The organism is Achromobacter sp. SLBN-14 (genome assembly GCF_006715415.1).
GTDB lineage: Bacteria > Pseudomonadota > Gammaproteobacteria > Burkholderiales > Burkholderiaceae_B > Achromobacter > Achromobacter mucicolens.
The window spans coordinates 2,016,290-2,037,855 of sequence record NZ_VFNE01000001.1; the positions used below are offsets into that span (position 1 = coordinate 2,016,290).

The 21,566-nt window shown below is 67.6% G+C and carries 21 protein-coding genes and 1 tRNA gene; 11 read left to right on the forward strand and 11 right to left on the reverse strand.

Annotated features, from left to right (window positions below; all coding sequences use genetic code 11):
* The first annotated feature begins 108 nt into the window (after positions 1-108).
* The 6 genes from rpe to trpC all read left to right on the forward strand — a co-directional run bounded on the left by rpe (position 109) and on the right by trpC (position 5,801).
* Complete coding sequence (gene rpe, locus FBY20_RS09195; protein ID WP_056319268.1) at positions 109-837, forward strand: ribulose-phosphate 3-epimerase; 729 nt, start codon at positions 109-111, stop codon at positions 835-837.
* Between the two features lie 10 nt (positions 838-847).
* Complete coding sequence (locus tag FBY20_RS09200; protein ID WP_056319270.1) at positions 848-1,555, forward strand: phosphoglycolate phosphatase; 708 nt, start codon at positions 848-850, stop codon at positions 1,553-1,555.
* A 271-nt stretch (positions 1,556-1,826) separates the two neighbouring features.
* Complete coding sequence (trpE, locus tag FBY20_RS09205) at positions 1,827-3,347, forward strand: anthranilate synthase component I (RefSeq protein WP_056319273.1); 1,521 nt, start codon at positions 1,827-1,829, stop codon at positions 3,345-3,347.
* Positions 3,348-3,405: 58 nt separating this feature from the next.
* A complete protein-coding gene (locus tag FBY20_RS09210; RefSeq protein ID WP_056319275.1) occupies positions 3,406-3,972 on the forward strand; it encodes an aminodeoxychorismate/anthranilate synthase component II in 567 nt (188 codons plus the stop codon).
* 12 nt (positions 3,973-3,984) lie between these two features.
* Positions 3,985-5,016, forward strand: a complete 1,032-nt coding sequence (gene trpD, locus FBY20_RS09215; protein WP_056319277.1) for an anthranilate phosphoribosyltransferase — start codon at positions 3,985-3,987, stop codon at positions 5,014-5,016.
* A complete protein-coding gene (gene trpC, locus FBY20_RS09220; RefSeq protein ID WP_056319280.1) occupies positions 5,013-5,801 on the forward strand; it encodes an indole-3-glycerol phosphate synthase TrpC in 789 nt (262 codons plus the stop codon). The genes trpD and trpC overlap by 4 nt, the downstream gene beginning before the upstream one ends.
* A 20-nt stretch (positions 5,802-5,821) precedes the next feature.
* Here trpC and FBY20_RS09225 read toward each other — a convergent pair whose 3' ends face one another.
* Positions 5,822-7,738 carry a sigma-54-dependent Fis family transcriptional regulator gene (locus FBY20_RS09225; protein ID WP_142051599.1) on the reverse strand — a complete coding sequence of 639 codons (1,917 nt, stop codon included), beginning with the start codon at positions 7,736-7,738 and terminating at the stop codon, positions 5,822-5,824.
* Positions 7,739-7,945: 207 nt separating this feature from the next.
* On the opposite strand from FBY20_RS09225, the gene adh reads away from it, so the two are divergent.
* Together adh and FBY20_RS09235 are read left to right on the forward strand one after the other, a co-directional pair.
* Positions 7,946-9,475: an aldehyde dehydrogenase gene (gene adh / locus FBY20_RS09230; protein WP_062840095.1), complete on the forward strand. Its 1,530-nt coding sequence runs from the start codon at positions 7,946-7,948 to the stop codon at positions 9,473-9,475.
* 91 nt (positions 9,476-9,566) lie between these two features.
* Positions 9,567-9,944: a DUF779 domain-containing protein gene (locus tag FBY20_RS09235; protein ID WP_056319287.1), complete on the forward strand. Its 378-nt coding sequence runs from the start codon at positions 9,567-9,569 to the stop codon at positions 9,942-9,944.
* Here FBY20_RS09235 and FBY20_RS09240 read toward each other — a convergent pair.
* The 3 genes from FBY20_RS09240 to FBY20_RS09250 all read right to left on the reverse strand — a co-directional run bounded on the left by FBY20_RS09240 (position 9,941) and on the right by FBY20_RS09250 (position 11,116).
* Positions 9,941-10,120 carry a hypothetical protein gene (locus FBY20_RS09240; RefSeq protein WP_056319289.1) on the reverse strand — a complete coding sequence of 60 codons (180 nt, stop codon included), beginning with the start codon at positions 10,118-10,120 and terminating at the stop codon, positions 9,941-9,943. The genes FBY20_RS09235 and FBY20_RS09240 overlap by 4 nt on opposite strands.
* A gap of 70 nt (positions 10,121-10,190) precedes the next feature.
* Positions 10,191-10,841: a 2-hydroxychromene-2-carboxylate isomerase gene (locus tag FBY20_RS09245; RefSeq protein WP_056319291.1), complete on the reverse strand. Its 651-nt coding sequence runs from the start codon at positions 10,839-10,841 to the stop codon at positions 10,191-10,193.
* Positions 10,841-11,116: a DUF2917 domain-containing protein gene (locus FBY20_RS09250; RefSeq protein ID WP_056319478.1), complete on the reverse strand. Its 276-nt coding sequence runs from the start codon at positions 11,114-11,116 to the stop codon at positions 10,841-10,843. The genes FBY20_RS09245 and FBY20_RS09250 overlap by 1 nt, the downstream gene beginning before the upstream one ends.
* A gap of 170 nt (positions 11,117-11,286) precedes the next feature.
* Between FBY20_RS09250 and FBY20_RS09255 the strand changes: the two genes are divergently transcribed.
* Positions 11,287-12,204, forward strand: coding sequence for a LysR substrate-binding domain-containing protein (locus tag FBY20_RS09255; protein WP_056319294.1), 918 nt, complete (start codon positions 11,287-11,289; stop codon positions 12,202-12,204).
* A gap of 81 nt (positions 12,205-12,285) precedes the next feature.
* Here FBY20_RS09255 and selD read toward each other — a convergent pair whose 3' ends face one another.
* Positions 12,286-13,347: a selenide, water dikinase SelD gene (gene selD, locus FBY20_RS09260; RefSeq protein ID WP_142051602.1), complete on the reverse strand. Its 1,062-nt coding sequence runs from the start codon at positions 13,345-13,347 to the stop codon at positions 12,286-12,288.
* A 137-nt stretch (positions 13,348-13,484) separates the two neighbouring features.
* Here selD and FBY20_RS09265 point away from each other — a divergent pair, with 137 nt between their 5' ends.
* Both FBY20_RS09265 and FBY20_RS09270 read left to right on the forward strand, forming a co-directional pair.
* The gene (locus FBY20_RS09265) at positions 13,485-14,594 is read left to right on the forward strand and encodes a transglutaminase-like domain-containing protein (RefSeq protein WP_142051605.1); all 1,110 of its coding nucleotides are present in this window, start codon (positions 13,485-13,487) and stop codon (positions 14,592-14,594) included.
* A gap of 26 nt (positions 14,595-14,620) precedes the next feature.
* Positions 14,621-15,160 (forward strand): TlpA disulfide reductase family protein, encoded by a 540-nt coding sequence (locus tag FBY20_RS09270; protein WP_142051608.1) that lies wholly within the window; start codon positions 14,621-14,623, stop codon positions 15,158-15,160.
* A gap of 284 nt (positions 15,161-15,444) precedes the next feature.
* Here FBY20_RS09270 and FBY20_RS09275 read toward each other — a convergent pair.
* The 6 genes from FBY20_RS09275 to fdxH form a co-directional block, all read right to left on the reverse strand.
* A tRNA-Sec gene (locus FBY20_RS09275) sits at positions 15,445-15,540 on the reverse strand.
* A 12-nt stretch (positions 15,541-15,552) separates the two neighbouring features.
* A complete protein-coding gene (locus FBY20_RS09280) occupies positions 15,553-17,571 on the reverse strand; it encodes a SelB C-terminal domain-containing protein (RefSeq protein WP_142051611.1) in 2,019 nt (672 codons plus the stop codon).
* Positions 17,568-18,998 carry an L-seryl-tRNA(Sec) selenium transferase gene (selA, locus tag FBY20_RS09285; protein WP_142051614.1) on the reverse strand — a complete coding sequence of 477 codons (1,431 nt, stop codon included), beginning with the start codon at positions 18,996-18,998 and terminating at the stop codon, positions 17,568-17,570. Before selA ends, FBY20_RS09280 begins: the two co-directional genes overlap by 4 nt.
* Positions 18,999-19,022: 24 nt before the next feature.
* Complete coding sequence (gene fdhE, locus FBY20_RS09290) at positions 19,023-19,955, reverse strand: formate dehydrogenase accessory protein FdhE (protein WP_056319308.1); 933 nt, start codon at positions 19,953-19,955, stop codon at positions 19,023-19,025.
* Positions 19,956-20,039: 84 nt separating this feature from the next.
* Positions 20,040-20,672: a formate dehydrogenase subunit gamma gene (locus FBY20_RS09295; protein ID WP_062840087.1), complete on the reverse strand. Its 633-nt coding sequence runs from the start codon at positions 20,670-20,672 to the stop codon at positions 20,040-20,042.
* Positions 20,665-21,564, reverse strand: coding sequence for a formate dehydrogenase subunit beta (gene fdxH / locus FBY20_RS09300; RefSeq protein WP_056319313.1), 900 nt, complete (start codon positions 21,562-21,564; stop codon positions 20,665-20,667). The genes FBY20_RS09295 and fdxH overlap by 8 nt, the downstream gene beginning before the upstream one ends.
* Between the last annotated feature and the right edge of the window lie 2 nt (positions 21,565-21,566).

Consider the following 21,566-nt stretch of genomic DNA (forward strand, 5'->3'; position numbering starts at 1 on the left):
GCACGCGGGCGGCGCAACGTCGGCGCCCACGCTTGAAAGACGGAATTTCAGACGCGCCGGACCGGGGCATACCCGCTGCGGCGCCTCAAACTGCAATAATGGCACATTATGCCCTCCCCGACCCCGAACATCATGTCCAAGCAAACGGCCTGCACCCGCATTACTCCCAGCATCCTGTCGGCTGACTTCGCCCGGCTGGGCGAAGAAGTCCGCAACGTCGTCGCCGCCGGCGCCGACTGGATCCACGTGGACGTGATGGACAACCACTATGTCCCCAACCTGACGATCGGCCCGATGGTCTGTGCTGCCATCCGCCCCCATGTCCAGGTGCCGATCGACGTGCACCTCATGGTCGAACCGGTGGACGCGCTGGTGCCGCAATTTGCCAAGGCCGGCGCCGACTACATCAGCTTTCACCCCGACGCGAGCGCCCACGTGGACCGGACGCTGTCGCTGATCCGCGAAAGCGGCTGCAAGGCGGGCCTGGTCTTCAACCCGGCCACACCGCTGTCCTACATGGACTACGTGATGGACAAGATCGACCTGGTCCTGATCATGTCGGTGAACCCGGGCTTTGGCGGCCAGAGCTTCATTCCGGCGGCGCTGACCAAGCTGCGCGAGGCCCGCGCCCGCATTGACGCCTGGATGCAGGCCGGCGGCCAGGAGATCGTTCTGCAGGTGGACGGCGGCGTCAAGATCGACAACATCGCCGAGATCCGCGCCGCGGGCGCCGACACCTTCGTGGCGGGCTCGGCAATCTTCGGCAAGCCGGATTACGCCGGCATCATCAAGGCCATGCGCGAGCAGATCGCCATCGGCGAAACCACCGCCGTCTAAGGAAATCGACATGACCGCTTTTCGCGCCGCGCTGCTGGACCTGGACGGCACCCTGCTCGACTCCATTCCCGATCTGGCCTTCGCCGCCAACGCCATGCGCGTCGAACTTGGCATGATCGCGCTGCGCGAGGACGTGGTGGCCACGTTCGTCGGCAAGGGCGTGGACAACCTGGTGCGGCGCAGTTTGGCCGGTTCGCTCGATGCCGCCGACCCGGCGCCCGACGAATTCCAGCGCGCCCGCGAGGCCTTCTACCGCCATTACCACCTGGTCAACGGCGAGCGCGCGCAGGTCTACCCGGGCGTGATCGAAGGGCTGAAACTCATGCGCGATCAGGGCCTGAAGCTGGCCGTCGTCACCAACAAGCCCACGGAATTCACCTTGCCGCTCCTGCAGCGCACGGGGTTGGCGGGCTTTTTCGAGGCCGTGGTGTGCGGCGACACCTGCGAGCGCCGCAAGCCCGACCCCGACCAGATCCACCATGCGTGCGACCTGATGGGCGTGGGCGTGAACGAAGCCGTGACGATCGGCGATTCGATCAACGACGCGCAGGCGGGCCGTAGCGCGGGCACGCAGGTGCTGGTGGTGCCGTACGGCTACAACGAAGGACGTGACGTGCGCGAGTTGGATGTCGATGGTATAGTTGACACGCTTGTTGACGCCGCCCAGTGGGTCGCGCTCTGGAATCAGAACCAGAACGCCGCTAAAGTCCCAGCCTGAAGCGTGTCGCAACCCAAGCACGAATTCACTACCGCGTACTCATACCGAACCGCTAAATGAACGTCTCCATCCAGAACCAAATGCTCGGCGCCTCGTGGCGTTGGTGGCGTTTGTCTTCCGGGTGGCGATGATTCCCTTCCCGGCCCTAGACGCGACCTTGCCGCCTAGCGCCGACACTGTGTAAACAGAGCCCAACCCGGAACCAGTCAACTGGACCGGGTTTTTTGTTGCGTGCCCGGTCCGAAAGCAGACACCGCTTACGAGACCCGACATGACCGAAATCGAATTCAAGGCCCTTGCGGCACAAGGCTACAACCGCATTCCGCTGGTGGCCGAGACCTACGCCGACCTGGACACGCCGCTCGGCATCTACCTGAAGCTGGCGCACGCCGGCCCCCTGGCCGGCCGCATGACCTGCCTGATGGAATCCGTGGTGGGCGGCGAGCGCTTCGGGCGCTATTCGTTCATCGGCCTGCCGGCGCGCACCGTGATCCGCGCCAGCGGCACGCGCACCGAAGTGCTGCACGACGGCAAGGTCGCCGAAACCCACGATGGCGATCCGCTGGCGTTCATCGAGCAATACCAGAGCCGCTTCAAGGTTGCGCTGCGCCCCGGCATGCCGCGCTTTTGCGGCGGCCTGGCCGGTTACTTCGGCTACGACACCGTGCGTCACATCGAGCCCTGCCTGGGCCCCGCGGTCAAGCCGTTCCCGGCGGGCATGGAAGGCGGCACGCCCGACCTGATGCTGATGCACGTGGACGAACTGGTCATCGTCGACAACCTGGCCGGCCGCATCTACCTGATGGTCTATGCCGACCCAAGCCAGCCCGAGGCCTACAGCCGCGCGCAGCAGCGCCTGACCGACCTGCGCGCGCGCCTGCGGCGTCCCGTGGAAATTCCGTACAGCCACGCCAGCATGCAGACCGAGGAACGGCGCGACTTCAAGAAAGAGGACTACCTGGCGGCCGTCCTGCGCGCCAAGGAACATATCGCCGCCGGCGACCTGATGCAGGTCCAGATCGGCCAGGTCATCGCCAAGCCCTTCCGCGACTCCCCGCTTTCCCTCTACCGCGCCCTGCGGTCGCTCAACCCCTCCCCCTACATGTACTTCTGGAACTTCGGCGACTTCCAGGTCGTGGGCGCATCGCCCGAGATCCTGGTGCGCCAGGAGCGCACGGTGGAGAACGGCGAACCGAAGTCGCAGATCACGATTCGTCCGCTGGCGGGCACGCGCAAGCGCGGCGGCACCCCGGAAGAAGATGCGGCGCTGGCGGCCGAACTGCGCGCCGACCCGAAGGAGATCGCCGAACACGTCATGCTGATCGACCTGGCGCGCAACGACGTGGGCCGCGTCGCGCAGGTGGGTTCGGTGAAGGTCAGCGACACGATGGTGATCGAGCGTTACTCGCACGTGATGCACCTGGTGTCCAACGTGACCGGCACCCTGAACCCCGGCATGAGCAGCATGGACGTGCTGCGCGCCTCGTTCCCGGCCGGCACCCTGACCGGCGCGCCGAAGGTCGAGGCCATGAAGATCATCGACGAACTGGAACCCGTGCGCCGCGGCATCTACGGCGGCGCGGCCGGCTACCTGAGCTACGGCGGCGAGATGGACGTGGCGATTGCCATCCGCACCGGCGTCATCAAGGACGGCACGCTGTACGTGCAGGCGGCTGCGGGCATCGTGGCCGATTCGAACCCCGAAGCCGAATGGGCCGAGACGGAAGCCAAGGCGCGCGCGGTGCTGCGCGCCGCCGAGCAGGTGCAGCACGGCCTGGACGAACCCATCTGAGCCCCCCGGCCGAACCGAATCACCGCCCGGGCCACCGAACGGCCCCGAGGAGAAAAAAATGCTGTTGATGATCGACAACTACGATTCCTTTACCTACAACCTGGTGCAGTACTTTGGCGAACTGGGCGTGGACGTGCGCGTGGCGCGCAACGACCAGATCACGCTGGAGGAGGTCGCCGCGCTGAACCCCGACCAGATCTGCGTGTCGCCCGGCCCCTGCTCGCCGGCCGAAGCGGGTATCTCGGTGCCGCTGATCCAGGCCTATGCCGGCAAGAAGCCCATTCTGGGCGTGTGCCTGGGCCACCAGGCCATCGGCGCGGCCTTCGGCGGCAATATCGTGCGCGCGCAGCAGATCATGCACGGCAAGACGATTCAGCTTTCGCACACCGGCACTGACATCTTTGAAGGCCTGCCGACGCCGTACACTGTCATCCGCTACAACTCGCTGACCATTGACCCGGCCACGCTGCCGAACTGCCTGGCTGTCACCGCCACGGCGCCGGACGGCGACATCATGGGCGTGCGGCACAAGACGCTGCCGCTGTACGGGGTACAGTTCCACCCCGAATCCGTACTGAGCGAGCACGGCCACGCCCTGCTGCGCAATTTCCTGAACCTCGCCTAAGAAGGACGCACCGTGACGATTTCCCCCACCGAAGCGCTGACGCGCTGCATCGAACACCGCGAAATTTTCCACGACGAAATGCTGCATCTGATGCGCATGCTGATGCGCGGCGAGATGTCGCCGCAGATCGCCAGCGCGCTGCTGATGGGCCTGCGCGTCAAGAAGGAAACCATTGGCGAGATCACCGCGGCGGCGCAGGTCATGCGCGAATTTGCCACGCCCGTGGTCACGCCCAATCCGAACGACCTGCTGGACATGTGCGGCACGGGCGGCGACGGCAGCCACACGTTCAACATTTCCACGACCGCGATGTTCGTGGCGGCCGCGGCCGGCGTGCCGATTGCCAAGCACGGCAACCGCAGCGCCTCGTCGTCCAGCGGCAGCGCCGACGTGCTGGAAGCCCTGGGCGCCAACCTGGTGCTGACCCCGGAACAAGTGGCCGAATGCATCCAGCAGACCGGCATCGGTTTCATGTTTGCCCCCGCCCACCACGGTGCGATGAAGAACGTGGCCGCCGTCCGCAAGGAACTGGGCGTGCGCACGATCTTCAACATCCTGGGCCCGCTGACCAACCCGGCCGGCGCCGCCAACCAGCTGATGGGCGTGTTCCACCCCGACCTCGTGGGCATCCAGGTCCGCGTGCTGGAACGCCTGGGCTCGCGTCATGTGCTGGTCGTGCACGGCAAGGACGGCATGGACGAGGCCTCGCTGGGCGGGGCCACGATGGTCGGCGAACTGAAGGACGGCGTGGTCCGTGAATACGAGATCCACCCCGAGGACTACGGGCTATCCATGATGTCCAACCGGAGCATCAAGGTGTCCAATCGCGAGCAGTCGCGCGAGCTTGTCATAGAGGCGCTGGAAAATGTCGAGGGCGCGGCCCGCGACATCGTGGCCCTAAACGCCGGGCTCGCCATCTATGCCGGCAACAAAGCCGATTCCATTCCCGAAGCCTTAGCGCTAGCATTTGAACTAATTTCCACCGGCGCGGCGCGAGCCAAGCTGGAAGAATTCTGCGCATACACCCGGACATTCCAGAAATGAACGATATTCTTGCGAAGATCCTCGCCGTCAAGGCCGAGGAAGTCGCCGCCGCCCGCCAGATGCGCAGCGAAGCCGAAGTCCTGCGCGAAGCGCAGGCGCGCCAGGACGTGCGCGGTTTCGCCCAAGCCATCGAAGACAAGATTTCGCAGGGCAAGGCCGGCGTCATCGCTGAAATCAAGAAAGCCTCGCCCTCCAAGGGCGTCATCCGCGAGGGCTTTGCGCCCGCCGAGATCGCGGCCACCTATGCCGTGCACGGCGCGGCCTGCCTGTCCGTGCTGACGGACGTGCAGTTCTTCCAGGGTTCGCACGACCACCTGCGCCAGGCGCGGGCCGCGTGCGCGCTGCCGGTGCTGCGCAAGGACTTCGTAATCGACCCCTACCAGATCGTCGCCGCGCGCGCGATGGGCGCCGACTGCGTGCTGCTGATCGTGGCCGCCCTTACGCCCGCGCAGTTGCGCGATTACGAAACGCTGGCCATCGAGCTGGGCATGGACGTGCTGGTTGAAGTGCACGACGCGCAGGAACTGGACGTTGCGCTCACGCTAAAGACGCCGCTCCTGGGCATCAACAACCGCAACCTGCGCACGTTCGAGACCAGCCTGCAGACCACGCTGGACCTGTTGCCGCGCATCCCCGCGGGCAAGCGCGTCGTGACCGAAAGCGGCATCCTCAAGCCGGAAGACGTGAAGCTGATGCGCGACCACAAGGTCGATGCCTTTTTGGTGGGCGAAGCGTTCATGCGCGCCAAGGATCCGGGCGCCGAGCTGGCGCGGCTGATCGGGTAAAGACAGGGCGCTGGCAGCGGTTATTTCGGCCGCGACAGCCCCAATGCGGAAGCGCGCCGGTACACCGTGCTGCGGTGCACGCCCAGCGCGCGCGCCGCGCGGCTGACGCTGCCGCCGTGCGCCTCAAGGGCGCTGCGGATGGCGGCATCGGTCATGGCGTGCAGGTCGGCGGCCGCACCGGCCGGCGCGGGCGTTGACGTTGCGGCGCCCGGCGCGGGTATCTCCTGTTTCGCGACGCTCGCTGCACCGCGCAATTCCGCTGGCAGCATGTCGGAATCCACCCTGCCCGCCGGCCCGGCCAGCACATGCAGGGTGCGCAGCACCGACGCCAGCTGACGATAATTGCCCGGCCACGAATACGCCGCGAGGACGGCTTCGATGGCAGGCGGCAGCGCCGGACCGGCGCCCTGCGCCGCCCACAGGTCGCGCAGCAATTCCAGGCGGTCGGCCCGCGCGCGCAAGGGCTCCAGCGTGACGGTGTATTCGGCGATGCGAAAGTACAGGTCGGGGCGAACCGGGGCGTCCGGCCCTTCATGGGCAAGCGGCCGATGCGTCGCGCACACCAGCGTGAAATCCACCTGGACGGGCCGCGCCGCGCCCAAGGGCGAGACCTCGCGCGTCTGCAGCACACGCAACAGGCGCGATTGCAACAGGAGCGGCATGTCGCCGATCTCGTCCAGAAACAGCACGCCGCCGTGCGCCTGCCGCAACAGGCCCTTGCTGCCCTGGCGGCGCGCACCGGTGAAGGCGCCTTCCTCGTAGCCGAAGAGTTCCGATTCGATCAGGCTCTCGGGCAGCGCGGCGCAGTTCACCGCCACGAATGGGCCGGCCGCGCGTTGGCCACGCGCGTGGATTTGCCGCGCGAACACTTCCTTGCCCACTCCGGTTTCGCCCTGCAGCAGAATCGACACGCCCGCGTCCGCCAGGTGCACGGCGCGTGCCAGGGCCCCTAGCGTGGCGGCGTCAAAGCTGGGCGCGGGCGTCTTGGCGGCGGCGCCGGGCGCACGCAGCGCCGGGGTGGCGGGGGGTTGCGGCGGGCGCGTGCGCGGCATGCGCAGGCGCGCGTGATAGACCGCGCCGGTCCGCGTGTGCACGCGGCCCGCGGCATCCGGGCCACGTCCGATATCGCCGTCGAACACGTCCGCGTAGCGGTACACGCCCAGCGCGGTGGCCGCCAGCCCCAGCGCATGCAGCGCACGGCGGTTGGCGCCGACCAGCAGGTCGCCCTGGAATGCGAGCAGCGCTTCGCCAGGCTGACCCAGTCCCGCGAGGTCGGCATGCAGGCGCAGCACCGTGCATTGTTCATAGGCGCCTTCGAACAGCTGATGCTCGATGCGGTCCACCGCCCCGCGCACCAGCGCCAGCACATCCGGACGCACGTCGCGGGCCTGGCTGGACAGATCCAGCACGCCCACGGTGCGGCCTTCGCTGTCCGTGATGGGCACGGCCGCGCACGTCAGGATGCGATTGGGTTCGAAATAGTGTTCCGCGCCATGCACGGCAATGGGACGGCCTTCGACGAGCGCGGTGCCGATGGCGTTGGTGCCGGCGGCGGCCTCGTCCCAGGGCGCGCCCGGCATCAGGGCCACGCGCGAGGCGCGATGCGCAAAGCCCGTGTCGCCGTCCGAGTCCAGCACCAGGCCCTGCGCGTCCGACAGGATGACCAGGTTGCCGCTGCCGCCCGCCTGGTGGCGCAGATAGGCGATGGCGGGTTCGGACATGCGGCGCAGCGCTTCGTTTCGCTGCTGCGCTTCGCGCAGCTCGCCCTGCGTCATGAGTTCGGCGCGGCGCACGCCGCGCATGTCAAAGCCCAGGTCGGCGCAGCGGCGCCAGGAACGCAGGATCGGTTCGGCAACCATGCCGCCCGGCACCGCGCCCTGCTGGTTAAAAAGCAGCCGTGCCTGCGTCAGCGTCTGCCGACGGGAGTAAGAGGCCATGTATGTCTCCTGGGAGCGGCGTTCTGCGACGCCTGTGCTGCGACACCTGTTTCGCGACAACGTCGCAGATTGCGACATTGAAGGCGGAAAAACTACTTTCGCACGCGTGGGACGGGCTGTCCAGCCGGGATGCCCCGACTGGCATGCGTTTTGCTTGATGCAGGACAGGCAGCCCACTGCCGCCATCCCAACGATACGGAGACAAGCATGGACATCGCGACCCGCGTTACCCCGCAGACCTATGGCACCCGCCTGGACCTCAGGACGCAGTACGACAATTTCATCGACGGCAAATGGCAGTCGCCCGCGGATGGCGAATACTTCGACAACGTCACCCCGGTCACGGGCGAGACGCTGACCCGCCACGCGCGCTCGAAAGAGCGCGACATCGAACTGGCGCTGGACGCCGCGCACCGCGCCGCGCCCAAATGGGGTGCGACCCCGGCCGCCGAGCGCGCCCGCATGCTCATGAAGATCGCGGACGTGATGGAAGCCAATCTGGAACGCCTGGCCACGGCGGAAACCTGGGACAACGGCAAGCCCATCCGCGAGGCCCGCGCCGCCGACATTCCCCTGGCCATCGACCACTTCCGCTACTTTGCCTCGTGCATCCGCAGCCAGGAAGGCGGGCTGTCCGAGATCGATCAAGACACGGTGGCGTACCACTTCAACGAACCGCTGGGCGTGGTCGGACAGATCATCCCGTGGAACTTCCCCATCCTGATGGCCGCCTGGAAGCTTGCACCCGCGCTGGCGGCGGGCAATTGCGTGGTGTTGAAGCCCGCCGAACAGACGCCGCTGGGCATCCTGCTGCTGATGGAACTGATCGGCGACATCCTGCCCCCGGGCGTCGTGAACGTGGTGACCGGCTTCGGCCTGGAAGCCGGCAAGCCGCTTGCCTCAAGCAAGCGCATCGCCAAGATCGCCTTCACCGGCGAAACCACCACCGGCCGACTCATCATGCAGTACGCGTCGCAGAACATCATTCCGGTCACGCTGGAACTGGGCGGCAAATCGCCCAACATCTTCTTTGCCGACGTGGCCGCGCAGGACGATGACTTCCTGGACAAGGCGATCGAGGGCTTCGTCATGTTCGCGCTGAACCAGGGCGAAGTGTGCACGTGCCCCAGCCGCGCGCTGATCCAGGAATCGCTCTACGACAAGTTCATGGAACGCGCGCTGAAACGCGTGGCCGAGATCAAGCAGGGCAACCCGCTGGACGCCGACACCATGATCGGCGCGCAGGCCTCCACCGAACAGCTTGAGAAGATCCTTTCATACCTGGACATCGGCAAGCAGGAAGGCGCGGACGTGCTGGCCGGGGGCTCGCGGGCGCAGATGCAAGGCGCGCTGGAAAGCGGCTACTACGTGCAGCCCACGGTGTTCAAGGGACACAACAAGATGCGCGTGTTCCAGGAAGAAATCTTCGGGCCGGTCGTGGCAGTCACCACATTCAAGGATGCGGACGACGCGCTGGCGCTGGCGAACGACACGCTCTATGGCCTGGGCGCCGGCGTATGGTCGCGCGACGCCAACACGTGCTACCGCATGGGCCGCGCGATCAAGGCGGGCCGGGTGTGGACCAACTGCTATCACGCCTATCCGGCGCACGCGGCATTTGGCGGCTACAAGCAATCGGGCATCGGACGCGAGAACCACAAGATGATGCTCAACCACTACCAGCAGACGAAGAACCTGCTGGTGAGCTATTCGCCCAAGAAGCTGGGGTTCTTCTGATCCGCCAAGCTTGATTCGCCAACCCGGGCCGCTTGCGGCGGCCTGTCCTGCGCGCCGGGCCTGCCCCGGCGCGCCTGCAAGGAATCCAGCCATGGCAGAGCACACGCCACGCGTGGTGGCGACCGACGAGGCGCGCCACCTGATCGACACCCTGCGGGCCAAGCACGGCCCGCTGATGTTCCACCAGTCCGGCGGCTGCTGCGACGGCAGCTCGCCCATGTGCTATCCGCAAGGCGAGTTCATGGTCGGCGGCTCGGACGTCCTGTTGGGCGACCTGGAAGGTTGCCCGTTCTGGATCGGCGAGGACCAGTTCGCGTACTGGGAGCACACCCAGCTGGTCATCGATGCCGTGCCGGGACGCGGCGGCGCCTTTTCGCTGGACAGCGCCGAGGGCAAGCGCTTTCTCTTGCGCTCACGGCTCTATTCCGATGAAGAGTGGGCGAACGTCGGACCGGTGACCAAGGGCTAGCGCAGGTTGCCACGGCCACGGCCGCTGCCGCTGGGCACGGTGTCGTCCTGCACCGCGGCCCGGTCGGCCTGTTTCCACTGAAAGGACACCCGCCGGATGCGGGCGGCGCGAAATTGCGTGAACGAGCGGCCGCCCGGCATGGGCGCGCCGCGATAGGCGCTGCTTGCGTTTTTCATTGCTGATGAAGCGTTGACGAGAAATCTTGCGGTGCGTGGGTGATAGCCGTGGCGGAACGGAGAGCCTGCCCTAGCGAGGCGGCCGCGGCGACCAGGCGCTGGCGGGCGCGGTGCGGCGGGTCCATTCCAGCGCGTCTTCCAGACGGTCGTTGCCCCAGAACATTTCGCCCTCCACGAAGAACGTGGGCGCGCCGAACAGTCCCAGGTTGCGCGCGCGGTCCACGCGCTTGCGCAGCGCCTCCTTGGCGCCTTCGGTCTTGGCGCGGGCGATGAGCGCGTCGGCATCCAGCGACAGGCCGGTGAGCAGCTCGTGCACCACGTCCTCGGCCTGGATATCCAGGTCGTGCTGGAAGTTCGCCCGGAACACCGCCACGCAGAAATCGCGGCCCCACGGCTCGTCCTCGCCCAAGAGCGCGATGCGCGCGGGCAGCACGCTCATGCGCGGGAACATGCGCGGGCGGTTGTAGACCACGCCGTACTTGTCGGCCAGCCGCGCAATGTCGCGCATCATGTACGCGCCCTTGCCGGGGAACAACCGGAACGGCGTGTCGTTCCAGCCCTGCGCCTGAAAGATCGGCCCCAAGAGGAAAGGCCGCAGATCGACCTGCACGCCCGCTCCCCGCGCCAGCGCATCGATGCGCTCGATTGCCAGATAGCTGTAGGGGCTGGCGAAATCGAACCACATTTCGATCCGGGGCGTATCGGGCAAGGACGCAGTCATCACAGGAACTCCAGTTGGCCTGCATGGCAAGGCGAAGCGGCGGCACACTGCACCTGCCGCCCCCCCAGGGAAAGTAGCGCGACCTGCGCATCCGGCAGGCCGCTGATGACGACGTCGCGATCGCTATCCACGGTCAGGGTCTGGCCCGCTTGAAGCACGCTGTCGTCGAAGCGGCGGTATTCGGATATCCACAAGGCGCCGGCGTGACACACGATGCGAACGCCCGAGGCGCGCTTGAGCAGCATAGTCGAGCCGCCGGCCAAACGGAATGACATTCCCGCAGTGCAACATAACTGGATCATGGCGTACCTCCTGGCCGCGGCAGCGGCTATCGCGGCGGGCGGCCGGGATTTTGTCCCGGTCACCCAACGTCTGAGTCATATTGGACGCCCCGGCGTACTATTGCTCAAGCGACATTTCCGCCCGATACGCATGAGTTTTACGAATGCCATACCCCTTAGCGAAACTGCCTCCGCTTGATCTCGTCCGCGGCTTCGTCGCCGTGGGCCGGCGCATGAGCATCACGCTCGCCGCCCAAGACCTGCACGTCACGCAATCGGCCGTCAGCCGCCAGATTCGCGCGCTGGAAGCGCACCTGGGCGTGCCGCTGCTGGTGCGGGGGTTTCGCAGCGTCACCTTCACCGCCGAGGGCGCGCAGCTCTTTCGCATGGCGGACGTCTGGCTGAGCCAGCTGGGCGATCTGACCGAGCAACTGCGCGCGCCCGAGCGGCGCACGCCCGTCACGGTCACCACCACCATCGGCGTGGCCTCGTTGTGGCTGCTCCCCCGGCTGGGCGACTTTCAGGCGGCGCATCCGGACATCGATGTGCGCGTGGCCGCCGACAACCGGCTGATCGATATCGACCGCGAAGCCGTCGACATCGCCATCCGCTACAGCGAGCGCAACACGGTGCCTGACGGCGCCCTGTGGCTCTTTGGGGAATCGGTGGTGCCCGTGGCGCATCCTTCGCTCAAGGCGCGCGAACTGGACGCCCGCGAACTGGCGCGCCACGTCCTGCTGGAGTTCGACGATCCCACGCGTCCGTGGCTGCAATGGCCGGAATGGCTGAGCGCGCGCGGGCTGGGGCGCGTGCGCGCCAAGGGCATGCTGCGCTTCAATCAGTACGATCAGATCGTGCACGCGGCGCTGGCGGGACACGGCATCGCGCTGGGACGGCTGGCGTTGATCGCGCCCATGCTGGCGGACAGGCGGCTGGAGGTTGTAGGCAGCCCGAAGGCCTGCGCCACCGAACACGCCTACTGGCTGGTGCGCAATGCGCGCCGCAGCACGCCCGACGCGGACGTCGTCACGCAATGGCTGGTGGAACAGGCAGCCGCGACCGCGCGCGATCTGCCCGATTGAAATCACGCGCCGCCACGGCCGCGCGTTGCAGCAAACCAAGCGGCGCGGCCGCGCATGCGAGGCGGCCGCGCGACTCGCCGGTCAGTCCACCACGACCTGCGGTTCGCCGGCGGTCATCTCGCCGATCACGGCAGCCTGATCGAAGCCCTGCTCATGAAAGATCTTGAGCACCGCATCGGCCGCGTCCGGTGCGCACGCCACCAGCAGGCCACCCGAGGTCTGCGGATCGGTCAGCAACGCCCGCTGCGTGTCCGACACCCCGGCGCCCAGACGCACCGATTCGCCATACGACGCCCAGTTCCGGCCCGAGGCCCCCGTGATCACGCCATCGGCGGCAAATTCCTGCACGCCCGGCAGCCACGGCAGCGCCGCCAGCCGCACGCGGGCGGTGAGCTTGGCGCCGCGCGCCATCTCCAGCGCATGGCCCAACAACCCAAACCCCGTCACGTCGGTGATCGCATGCACACCGTCCAGCGCGGCGAGCGCGGGGCCGGGGCGATTGAGCCGCGTCGTCGTGTCGATCATCACGCGATAGCCGTCCACGTCGAGCCGGTTTTTCTTCAACGCCGCCGACAGGATGCCCACGCCCAGGCCCTTGCCCAGGATCAGCACATCGCCCGCGCGCGCGTCGGCGTTGCGCTTGATCTTGTCCGGGTGCACCAATCCCATCGCGGCCAGGCCATAGATGGGTTCGACCGAATCAATGCTGTGCCCCCCGGCCACCGGAATGCCCGCATCCGCGCACACCGATTCGCCGCCCTTCAGGATTTCAGCGATGACGCTGTGCGGCAGCACGTTGATCGGCATGCCCACGATCGCCAGCGCCATGATCGGCGTGCCGCCCATCGCGTACACATCCGACAGCGCGTTGGTGGCGGCGATACGGCCAAAGTCGAAGGGATCGTCCACGATCGGCATGAAGAAGTCCGTCGTGGCGATAAGCGCCTGCGCATCGTTCAGCCGATACACCGCCGCATCGTCGGCGGTTTCGGTGCCCACCAGCAGGTTCGGATAACTGGCCGCGGGACCGAACCGCGCCAGCAGCGCCGACAGCACGCCCGGCGCGATCTTGCAGCCACAGCCGCCGCCATGCGACAACGAGGTCAGGCGCGGCACGTTCGAGGACGCAACATCCTGGGTCATCTCTATCTCCGTGGAAACAATCGAAAAAGGATAGCACCGCCCCCGCGATTGGCCCTATGATCGATCGCATGCAGCAACGGACGGCCGCCCGGCCACGGGCGCACCGATAGCCAATCTTCACCGTGCGTGGGGGCTTCATGGATCGCCGACACTTTCTCCGTTTCTCGGGCGCCGCGTGCGCCGCCACTGCCACCACCGCCGTGCTGCCGCACGCCGCGCGCGCCCAGCAAACCCCAGTCGCCACCGCGTGGCGCACCTACGAACTGACCACCGCCGTCAGCATCACCGACCCCGCCGCCCACACCCGAATCTGGCTGCCCGTGCCCTATGCCACCGACACGTCCTACCAGCGCGGCGTGCAGAACACCTGGCAGGCCAGCGGCGGCGGCGTCGCCACGCTGACCCGCGCGCCCGGCTACGACGTCCAGATGCTCGCCGTCCAATGGCCCGACGCACAGTCGCCCCGCACCATCACGCTGACCAGCCGCTTCCAGACCCGCAACCGCCGCGTCGATCTGACCCAGCCCCCTCCCGCCGACGCCGCGCGCGAGAACGCAGCCGCGCTGCGCGAATACCTGCAACCGACCGCCCTCTTGCCCACCGACGGCATCGTCAAGACCACCGCCGACCGCATCACCCAAGGCCACCAGGGCGACCTGGCGCGCGCCCGCGCCATCTACGACTGGGTGGTCGAAAACACCTGCCGCACTGCGTCCACGCGCGGCTGCGGCACCGGCGACGTGCGCTACATGCTCACCGCCAACGACCTGAACGGCAAATGCGCCGATATCAACGCGCTGTTCGTCGCACTGGCCCGCGCCGCCGGCATCCCCGCGCGCGACGCCTATGGCCTGCGCGTGGACAACTCGCAACTCGGCTACAAGAGCCTCGGCAAGGCCGGCGACGTCACCCGCGCTCAACACTGCCGCGCCGAGTTCTACGCCGCCGGCTACGGCTGGATTCCCGTCGACCCAGCCGACGTGCGCAAGGTCATGCTGGAGGAACCGCCGGGCGAACTTCCGCTTACCGACGCCAAGGTCCGCGCCGCGCGCGTCATGCTGTTCGGCGCATGGGAAATGAACTGGGTCGCCTACAACCACGGCCACGACGTCGTCCTGCCCGGCACCGCGCACGGCCCCATCCCCTTCCTCATGTATCCCAACGGCGAAACCGCCGCCGGCCGCCTGGACAGCCTCGATCCCGACAGCTTCAGCTACCGCATCACCGCCAGACCCATCGCCATCTGACCGCCACTTCCTTGCGGGAGTCCGCCTTGATCAGCCGCCGCCGTCTCCTGCAAACCAGCCTGTCGCTAGCGGCCCTGCCCGCCTGGGCCCGCGCCGCCAGCGACTCCGCGTTTAAAACCGCCACCGGTCCCGATTGGGCCCCGTGGACCGCTCCCACGCCGCAGCTCGTCCTGCCGGACCTGTCCGGCCGCGAACAGAAGCTCTCTTCCTGGCGCGGCAACGTGGTCATCGTCAGCTTCTGGGCCACCTGGTGCGACCCCTGCCGCGACGAGATTCCCATCATGTCCACCATGGCCAAACGCCACCGCGAAGAAGGCCTGCGCCTCATCGCCGTCAACGTCGGCGAATCCCCCGCCAAGATCACCGCCTTCCTGAAAAAATGGCCCGTCGCCGGCGCGGTCCTGCACGACCGCAACAGCACCGCCTCCAAAAAATGGGACGCCGCCGGCCTGCCCGCCAACTACCTGGTCGACCGCGGCGGCACGATCCGCTACTGGCACCTGGGCGAACTGGACTGGGCGTCGCACAGCGTAAGTGGCGTGGTGACGCGCATGCTGCGCAGTTGAAGGAGGGTGCAGCGACCTCCCGATCACTCACCGACCCAGCACGTGGTGGCGCGGGGTCCGTGTTGCGGGCCGTTTAGATGGCGCCCGGCGGAATCCGAAGGGAGCCGAAGGCGGACGAGGATGAGCACGGGAGCGTCCGGAGCGAAGGCTCCGGACCGCCATCGGAGGCCCGCAACGCGGACCCCGCGACGCCGCGGGCGGCAGAAGAACCACCACAGCGCGGGCAAGATAAGAAACGTTGGAACCCGCATGCGCAGAAGAACACCAACGCCGCACAAAAAAACTGGCGGAAGGCAGCAGGAGTCGAACCTACCTGGGAACGTCTGACGCCCCCAACCGGGTTTGAAGCCCGGCCGTGCCGCCGGGCACGAATGCCTTCCGTCGCGGACCGCCTATGATACCGGCTCGGCGCGCTGCTGCATGGCTGCATAGGCGCTTTCGCCCCGCAGCACATGCGTATCCCGCACGCGCCGCGTATAGCCCACCCGATTGAAGAACTCCAGGATCTGGATCGCCCGCTTGCGCCCCAGCCCTGTCGCGTCCCGGAACACCGCCGCATTCAGTCCTTGCGGCTGCCCCGCCAGGTCCGCCGCCAGCGCCGCCAGCTTGCCCACCTGATCGCGGTGATAGAAAAGATCCTTCACCACCTGCGCCACTTCCCCCCGCCGCAACAGCTTGCGCAGCAACTGGCGCACCGCGTCCTCGGATACGTTCTGCATCCGGGCCAGATCGCGCACCCACGGCGGATCGAATGCGCCTTCATCCAGCAGCGGCAGCAGCCGCGCCGCCAGCGCCGATTCGGCCTGTCCCAGCGTCGCCGTATGCGATGGCAGATGCAGCCACGGACCATTGCGCGCGATGCGGCCGTCGCCTTGCAGTTCTTCCAGCAGCGACGTCCAGAGCGTGTCCGGCATCGCCGGCATTGCCATGCGCCGCAGCCGCGCGCTGTCCGGACCCGGTTCGTCCGGCGCGCCCTGGTGAAACGCCGCCAGCGCCGCTTCGGCCCGCTCGCGCAGCGCCGCCCAATGCGGCGCCAGGATCAGCGTGCGGGATCCCTGCGCATTGCGAGGCTCGATCCACCGCGCGCCCGCCGGCGTCGTGATCTCGCTGACCGGCCGGCCCGTCAGCCGCTGCAGCGCGGCCTCATCCAGGCCCTGCGGCGCGTGCGCCAGCACCGGCTGCAAACCGCCGCCATCCAGCATCTCGGACAACGCCTGCAACCCCGCCAGCCGCGACGCCGCGCGGCGCTTCCGGTCCGGCGCATTCGGATCCAGCACCCGGCCGCCGCCCACCGTGCGCGTCGCCTGCGCATTGCGCACGATGAAGCGGTCACCCGGCATCGCGCAGACCGGCTCGTCAAACACCAGTTGCACCCACCCCGACTGCCCCGGCTGCAGCGACTCCGCACTGATCGGCACCACATGCGCCACGTGGCGCGCCGCGCCCATATGCACGTGCAGCGGCGCCCAGGCCCGCACCGGCGCATCCGCCGACGGCAGTAGCGTCAGCGCCACATCCACGTGCTTCGAGGGCAGAAAGCCGCGCGCGTCCGCAATCCAGTCGCCGCGTGAGATGGCGCTCTTGTCGATGCCCGCCAGGTTCAAGGCGCAACGCTGCCCCGCCGAGCCCGTCTCGCTGGGCCGATTCTGCGCATGGATGCCACGCACCCGCACCCGCGTGCCGGCCGGCATCAGCCGCAGATCGACAGTGTCGTCGTCCGCCCGGACCTGGCCGGCATGCGCCGTGCCGGTCACCACCGTGCCGTGGCCGGACAAGGTGAACACGCGATCCACCGCCAGCCGGAAGAGACCGGTGGCTTCGCGCCGCGCCACCGCCTCGGCCTGCGCGTGCAGATAATCTTTCAGCGCCGCTACCCCCGGGTCACCGGACGTCGCCGCAGAATCCGATTGAGCCGAATGCACCGCTTGCGCCGGCCGAGCCGCCTGCGTCGTCTGGCCCGCCTGGACCGCGCTCGTGCCAAACACCGGCGCGCCTTGCAGGAACGTGCCTTGCACCAGCGCCTCGATCTCGCCGCGCACGCGGTCCAGTTGTGCGGCGTCCGCGCGATCCGTCTTGGTCAGCGCCACCGCGCCGCGTCCCACGCCCAGCATCGACAGAATCGCCAGATGCTCGCGCGTCTGCGGCATGACGCCGTCGTCCGCCGCGACCACCAGCAGCCCGAAATCGATGCCGCTGGCGCCGGCCGCCATCGTGTGCACAAGCTTTTCGTGGCCGGGCACGTCGATGAAACCCAGCACCTCGCCATTGGCGAGCGGCGTGTAGGCGTAGCCCAGTTCAATGGAAATGCCGCGCGCCTTCTCTTCCTTCAGCCGGTCCGTGTCCACGCCCGTCAGCGCCCGCACAAGCGTCGTCTTGCCGTGGTCGATATGCCCCGCGGTGCCGACGATCATGCCAGCGGCTCCGCCAGTTGCGCCGTGAAGGCCGCTTCGTCGCGGTCTTCCAGGCAGCGCAGGTCCAGCCACAACGCGTCATCCGCGATGCGGCCGATGACGGGCACCGGCAGCCGCCGCAGCTGCGTCTCAAGCCGGTCCAGATGCCGCCCGGGACGGCCGCTGCCCGCGTAGCGCACCGCCAGTCCGTAACTGGGAAGCTGGTCGATCGGCAGCGCACCGCTGCCGATCTGGCTGAACATCGGCACTGCCTCCACCGCATAGCTAGGCCCCGCCGCATGCGCCAGCACGCCGCGCAGCCGTTCGGCCTGCGGCTGGATATCGCGCATGGGGCGGGTCAGCAGGCGCAGCGTCGTCAGCCGCTGCGCCAGGAACTCGGGCGCGCGGTACAGCTGCAACACCGGTTCCAGCGCGGCCAGCGTCAGCTTACCCACGCGCAGCGCGCGCTTGAGGGGATTCTTCTTGATCTTGCGGATGAGGTCGGCGCGGCCTACCAAGAGGCCCGCCTGCGGGCCGCCCAGCAGCTTGTCGCCGCTGAACGTAACCAGATCGGCGCCCGCCGCGATGGTCTCGCGCACGGTGTCTTCCTTGGGCAATCCGAACTGCGTCAGGTCCACCAGCGTGCCGCTGCCCAGGTCCACGGTGGCGGGCAGCCCGCGCGCGTGCGCCAGCGCGGCCACGTCGGCCACATCCACGCTTTTCGTGAAGCCGGTCACCGCGTAGTTGCTGCAATGCACCTTCATCAGCATCGCGGTCCGCGGGCCGATGGCGTTCTCGTAGTCAGCCGCGTGCGTGCGGTTGGTGGTGCCCACTTCGACCAGCTTGGCGCCCGCGCGCTTCATGATGTCCGGGATGCGGAACGCGCCGCCGATCTCGACCAGCTCGCCGCGCGACACCACCACTTCGCGGCGGTCCGCCAGCGCGTTCAGCATCAGCAGCACCGCGGCCGCATTGTTGTTGACCACCGTGGCCGCCTCGGCCCCGGTCAGCTCGCACAGCAGGTCGTCGATGAGGTCGTCGCGATCGCCGCGCCCGCCCGTGTCCAGGTCGAACTCCAGGTTGGCCGGCGAAGTCAGCGCGCGCAGCACCGAGGCCACCGCTTCGTCAGGCAGCAGCGCGCGGCCCAGGTTGGTGTGCAGCACGGTGCCGGTCAGGTTGTAGACCGCGCGCAGGCGCGGCCGCGCGGCCTCGTCCAGCGCCGCCGACGTGCGGGCCGCCACGGCGGCCGCGTCAAGCTCGTGGCGCGGCACGCCGCCGTCCAGCGCGCGTTTGCGCAACGCCTCCAGGTCGCGGCGCAAGGCGGCCACCACCTGCGTGCGGCCGTGGGTGGCCAGCGCCGGCCGCAGCGCCTCGGCGTTCAACAGGCGGTCCAGCGAAGGAATGTCGGATGCCGCGGCCAGGCCGGCCCCGGACAGTTGATCGGCCATGCGAGACTCCGTCATCGAGAGGCGCTAGTCCTGCGCGCCATGCCACAGCAGCGGATTGCCGCTGGACCGCGAATACCCTGCCTCGCCCACCAGCACATCCAGCATCAGGCTGGCAAGGTCGTCGGCCACCGGCTCCACGTACAGGTCCTTGTCCTGATAGAAGATCTTGCGATACGTGTGGCAGTTGTCGCAGGTTTCGGCCTTGATGGCGGGCGTGCGGCCCTCGATGGCCTGGTAGGCGACCTTCTCGACGTCCTCGCAATGCGAGCACTTCACGCGCACCATGTGCCATTGCGTGGCGCACAGGCTGCAGCACAGGTAGCGGTAGCCCTCGTACTGGCCGCCCACGCGGACGATGCTGGCCACGGGCAGGCTGGCGCAGACCGGACAGACCCCAAACGGGCTGGCGACAGGCAACTGCCTGGGATCGAAGCGGTTGGCGAGGTCCGTCCAGTAGACCTGCAACGCGGCCATGACGAAGGGCGCGGCGGCGCTGTCCACGCCCTCGTCCTGTTCGGACAGCACGGCCTGGGCCAGGTCTTCGAGCGATTCGGGGTCGTCGTCCAGCGCGCGGCGCAGCGCGGCGCAGACATCGATGGCCTCGGCAGGCACGCCGGGCGCGCGCGACACGTCGTCCAGCAATTGGCTCAGGATGCGGCGCCACAGCGGGTCGCGGGGCCAGCCCACAGCCTGCAGCGGCGGCATGCCGTGCGTCTGCGCCAGCGAAATGCGGTCTTCGGTGGCGGGCGGCGCGGCGCAGTCCTGCAGCGCGCGGTGCTGGGCGTCGACCAGATGCGCCATCAGCAGCAGGTAGTCGCCCACCGGATTGCCCTCTGCCAACTGGCGCAGTCGCGCGGCCCGCGCGGCAAAGACGGTTTGCCGCTCCGGCAGGGTGATGCGGGGAATGGCGTTATGGTCTAGCGCTTCGATCTCGCCGCGCGGAAGGATTCGCTGCAATTCTCGTCTCCAGAAAAACAAACACGGCTGCCAGCCTGCGAAGAGGATAACAGCCGTGCGATCACGACATGCCGGGCCAAAAAACTATTTCTTCACCTGCTCCCGGAACCAGGCGCGATGGTGTTTCCACGCCCAGCCGGCGGTGACATAGCCGCGCAGCATTGCCGTGAGCGACCCCTTTACCCAGATCGCCGCGTAAATATGCACAATGATCGCGCAAATCAGCACCAGCGCACAAACCGCGTGCAGCACCGAAGCGGCGCGGACCACCCAGATCGGGAAGTAGAACGCGAAATATTCGCGCCAGATCACGATGCCGCTGACCATCAGCCCCAGCATGCACAGGATCAGCACGAAGAACAGCAGCTTCTGGCCGGCGTTGTACTTGCCGACCTCGGGCAGCTTTTCCTCGCGGTTCTCGACCACGTCGTTGAGCTGCCTGAGCCACTGGCGGTCCGCGCGGGTCAGCAGGTTGTGGCGCCACATGTGTCCGGCGAACACGGCAAAGCACACGAACATCACCACCCCGATGAACGGATGCAGGATGCGTGTCCAGGGCCCGCCCCCAAACAGATTGGTCAGCCAGTACATCGACGGATGAAAGAGCGCCAGGCCGGACAGCGCGAGCAAGATGAACGTGAGCGCGATGATCCAGTGGTTGGTGCGCTCGCCCGGCGTGTAGCGCTTGATGCGGCGATAGTGGTGTTCTTCACTCATGGCGCACCTCCTCTTCGGCTCGGCGTTCGTCTTCCTCGGTCACTTCGTTGCGGCCGACACGCGCATAGTGGAAGAAGCCCGCCAGCGCGGTCAGCGCCATCGTGGCCAGGCCAAGCGGCTTGGCCAGCCCCTTCCAGAGCGACACCATCGGACTGATCTGCGGATCGGCGGGCAAACCGTGGTACAGCCCCGGCTGGTCGGCGTGATGCAGCACGTACATGACGTGCGTGCCGCCCACGCCCGGCGGATCGTAGACGCCGGCCTGCGCGAAGCCCCGCGATTTCAGGTCCTCGACGCGTTCGGCCGCATGCTGGTGCATGTCGTCCTTGGTGCCGAAGACGATGGCGCCGGTGGGACAGGCCTTGACGCATGCGGGCTCCATGCCGACGGCCACGCGATCGGAACACAGCGTGCACTTGTACGCCTTGTGATCCTTCTTGGAGATGCGCGGAACGTTGAACGGACAGCCGGTGATGCAGTAGCCGCAGCCGATGCAGTTTTCCTCGTGGAAATCCACGATGCCGTTGTTGTACTGGATGATGGCGCCCGGCGAGGGACAGGCTTTCAGGCAGCCCGGATCCTCGCAGTGCATGCAGCCGTCCTTGCGAATCAGCCATTCCAGGTCGCCGGCAGGGTTCTCGAATTCCGAGAAGCGCATGACGGTCCAGGAATGCTCGGTGAGGTCGGCCGGATTGTCGTAGACGCCCACGTTGACGCCGATTTCGTCGCGCAGGTCGTTCCACTCCATGCAGGCGCTCTGGCAGGCCTTGCAGCCGATGCACTTGGAGACGTCGATCAGCTTGGCGACCGAGCCCGTGACGGGTTCACGGATGCCCGGCGGCGGCGTGGTGGTGGCGGAGCGCCGCTTGATGTCCAGGGATTGCATTGACATGT

What these genes read in the sequence shown, in the direction of transcription:
- rpe (WP_056319268.1), top strand. Translation starts at nt 109, where the DNA reads ATGCCCTCCCCGACCCCGAACATCATGTCCAAGCAAACGGCCTGCACC.
- FBY20_RS09200 (WP_056319270.1), top strand. Translation starts at nt 848, where the DNA reads ATGACCGCTTTTCGCGCCGCGCTGCTGGACCTGGACGGCACCCTGCTC.
- trpE (WP_056319273.1), top strand. Translation starts at nt 1,827, where the DNA reads ATGACCGAAATCGAATTCAAGGCCCTTGCGGCACAAGGCTACAACCGC.
- FBY20_RS09210 (WP_056319275.1), top strand. Translation starts at nt 3,406, where the DNA reads ATGCTGTTGATGATCGACAACTACGATTCCTTTACCTACAACCTGGTG.
- trpC (WP_056319280.1), top strand. Translation starts at nt 5,013, where the DNA reads ATGAACGATATTCTTGCGAAGATCCTCGCCGTCAAGGCCGAGGAAGTC.
- FBY20_RS09225 (WP_142051599.1), bottom strand. Translation starts at nt 7,738, where the DNA reads ATGGCCTCTTACTCCCGTCGGCAGACGCTGACGCAGGCACGGCTGCTT.
- adh (WP_062840095.1), top strand. Translation starts at nt 7,946, where the DNA reads ATGGACATCGCGACCCGCGTTACCCCGCAGACCTATGGCACCCGCCTG.
- FBY20_RS09235 (WP_056319287.1), top strand. Translation starts at nt 9,567, where the DNA reads ATGGCAGAGCACACGCCACGCGTGGTGGCGACCGACGAGGCGCGCCAC.
- FBY20_RS09240 (WP_056319289.1), bottom strand. Translation starts at nt 10,120, where the DNA reads ATGAAAAACGCAAGCAGCGCCTATCGCGGCGCGCCCATGCCGGGCGGC.
- FBY20_RS09245 (WP_056319291.1), bottom strand. Translation starts at nt 10,841, where the DNA reads ATGACTGCGTCCTTGCCCGATACGCCCCGGATCGAAATGTGGTTCGAT.
- FBY20_RS09250 (WP_056319478.1), bottom strand. Translation starts at nt 11,116, where the DNA reads ATGTCATTCCGTTTGGCCGGCGGCTCGACTATGCTGCTCAAGCGCGCC.
- FBY20_RS09255 (WP_056319294.1), top strand. Translation starts at nt 11,287, where the DNA reads ATGCCATACCCCTTAGCGAAACTGCCTCCGCTTGATCTCGTCCGCGGC.
- selD (WP_142051602.1), bottom strand. Translation starts at nt 13,347, where the DNA reads ATGACCCAGGATGTTGCGTCCTCGAACGTGCCGCGCCTGACCTCGTTG.
- FBY20_RS09265 (WP_142051605.1), top strand. Translation starts at nt 13,485, where the DNA reads ATGGATCGCCGACACTTTCTCCGTTTCTCGGGCGCCGCGTGCGCCGCC.
- FBY20_RS09280 (WP_142051611.1), bottom strand. Translation starts at nt 17,571, where the DNA reads ATGATCGTCGGCACCGCGGGGCATATCGACCACGGCAAGACGACGCTT.
- selA (WP_142051614.1), bottom strand. Translation starts at nt 18,998, where the DNA reads ATGGCCGATCAACTGTCCGGGGCCGGCCTGGCCGCGGCATCCGACATT.
- FBY20_RS09295 (WP_062840087.1), bottom strand. Translation starts at nt 20,672, where the DNA reads ATGAGTGAAGAACACCACTATCGCCGCATCAAGCGCTACACGCCGGGC.
- fdxH (WP_056319313.1), bottom strand. Translation starts at nt 21,564, where the DNA reads ATGTCAATGCAATCCCTGGACATCAAGCGGCGCTCCGCCACCACCACG.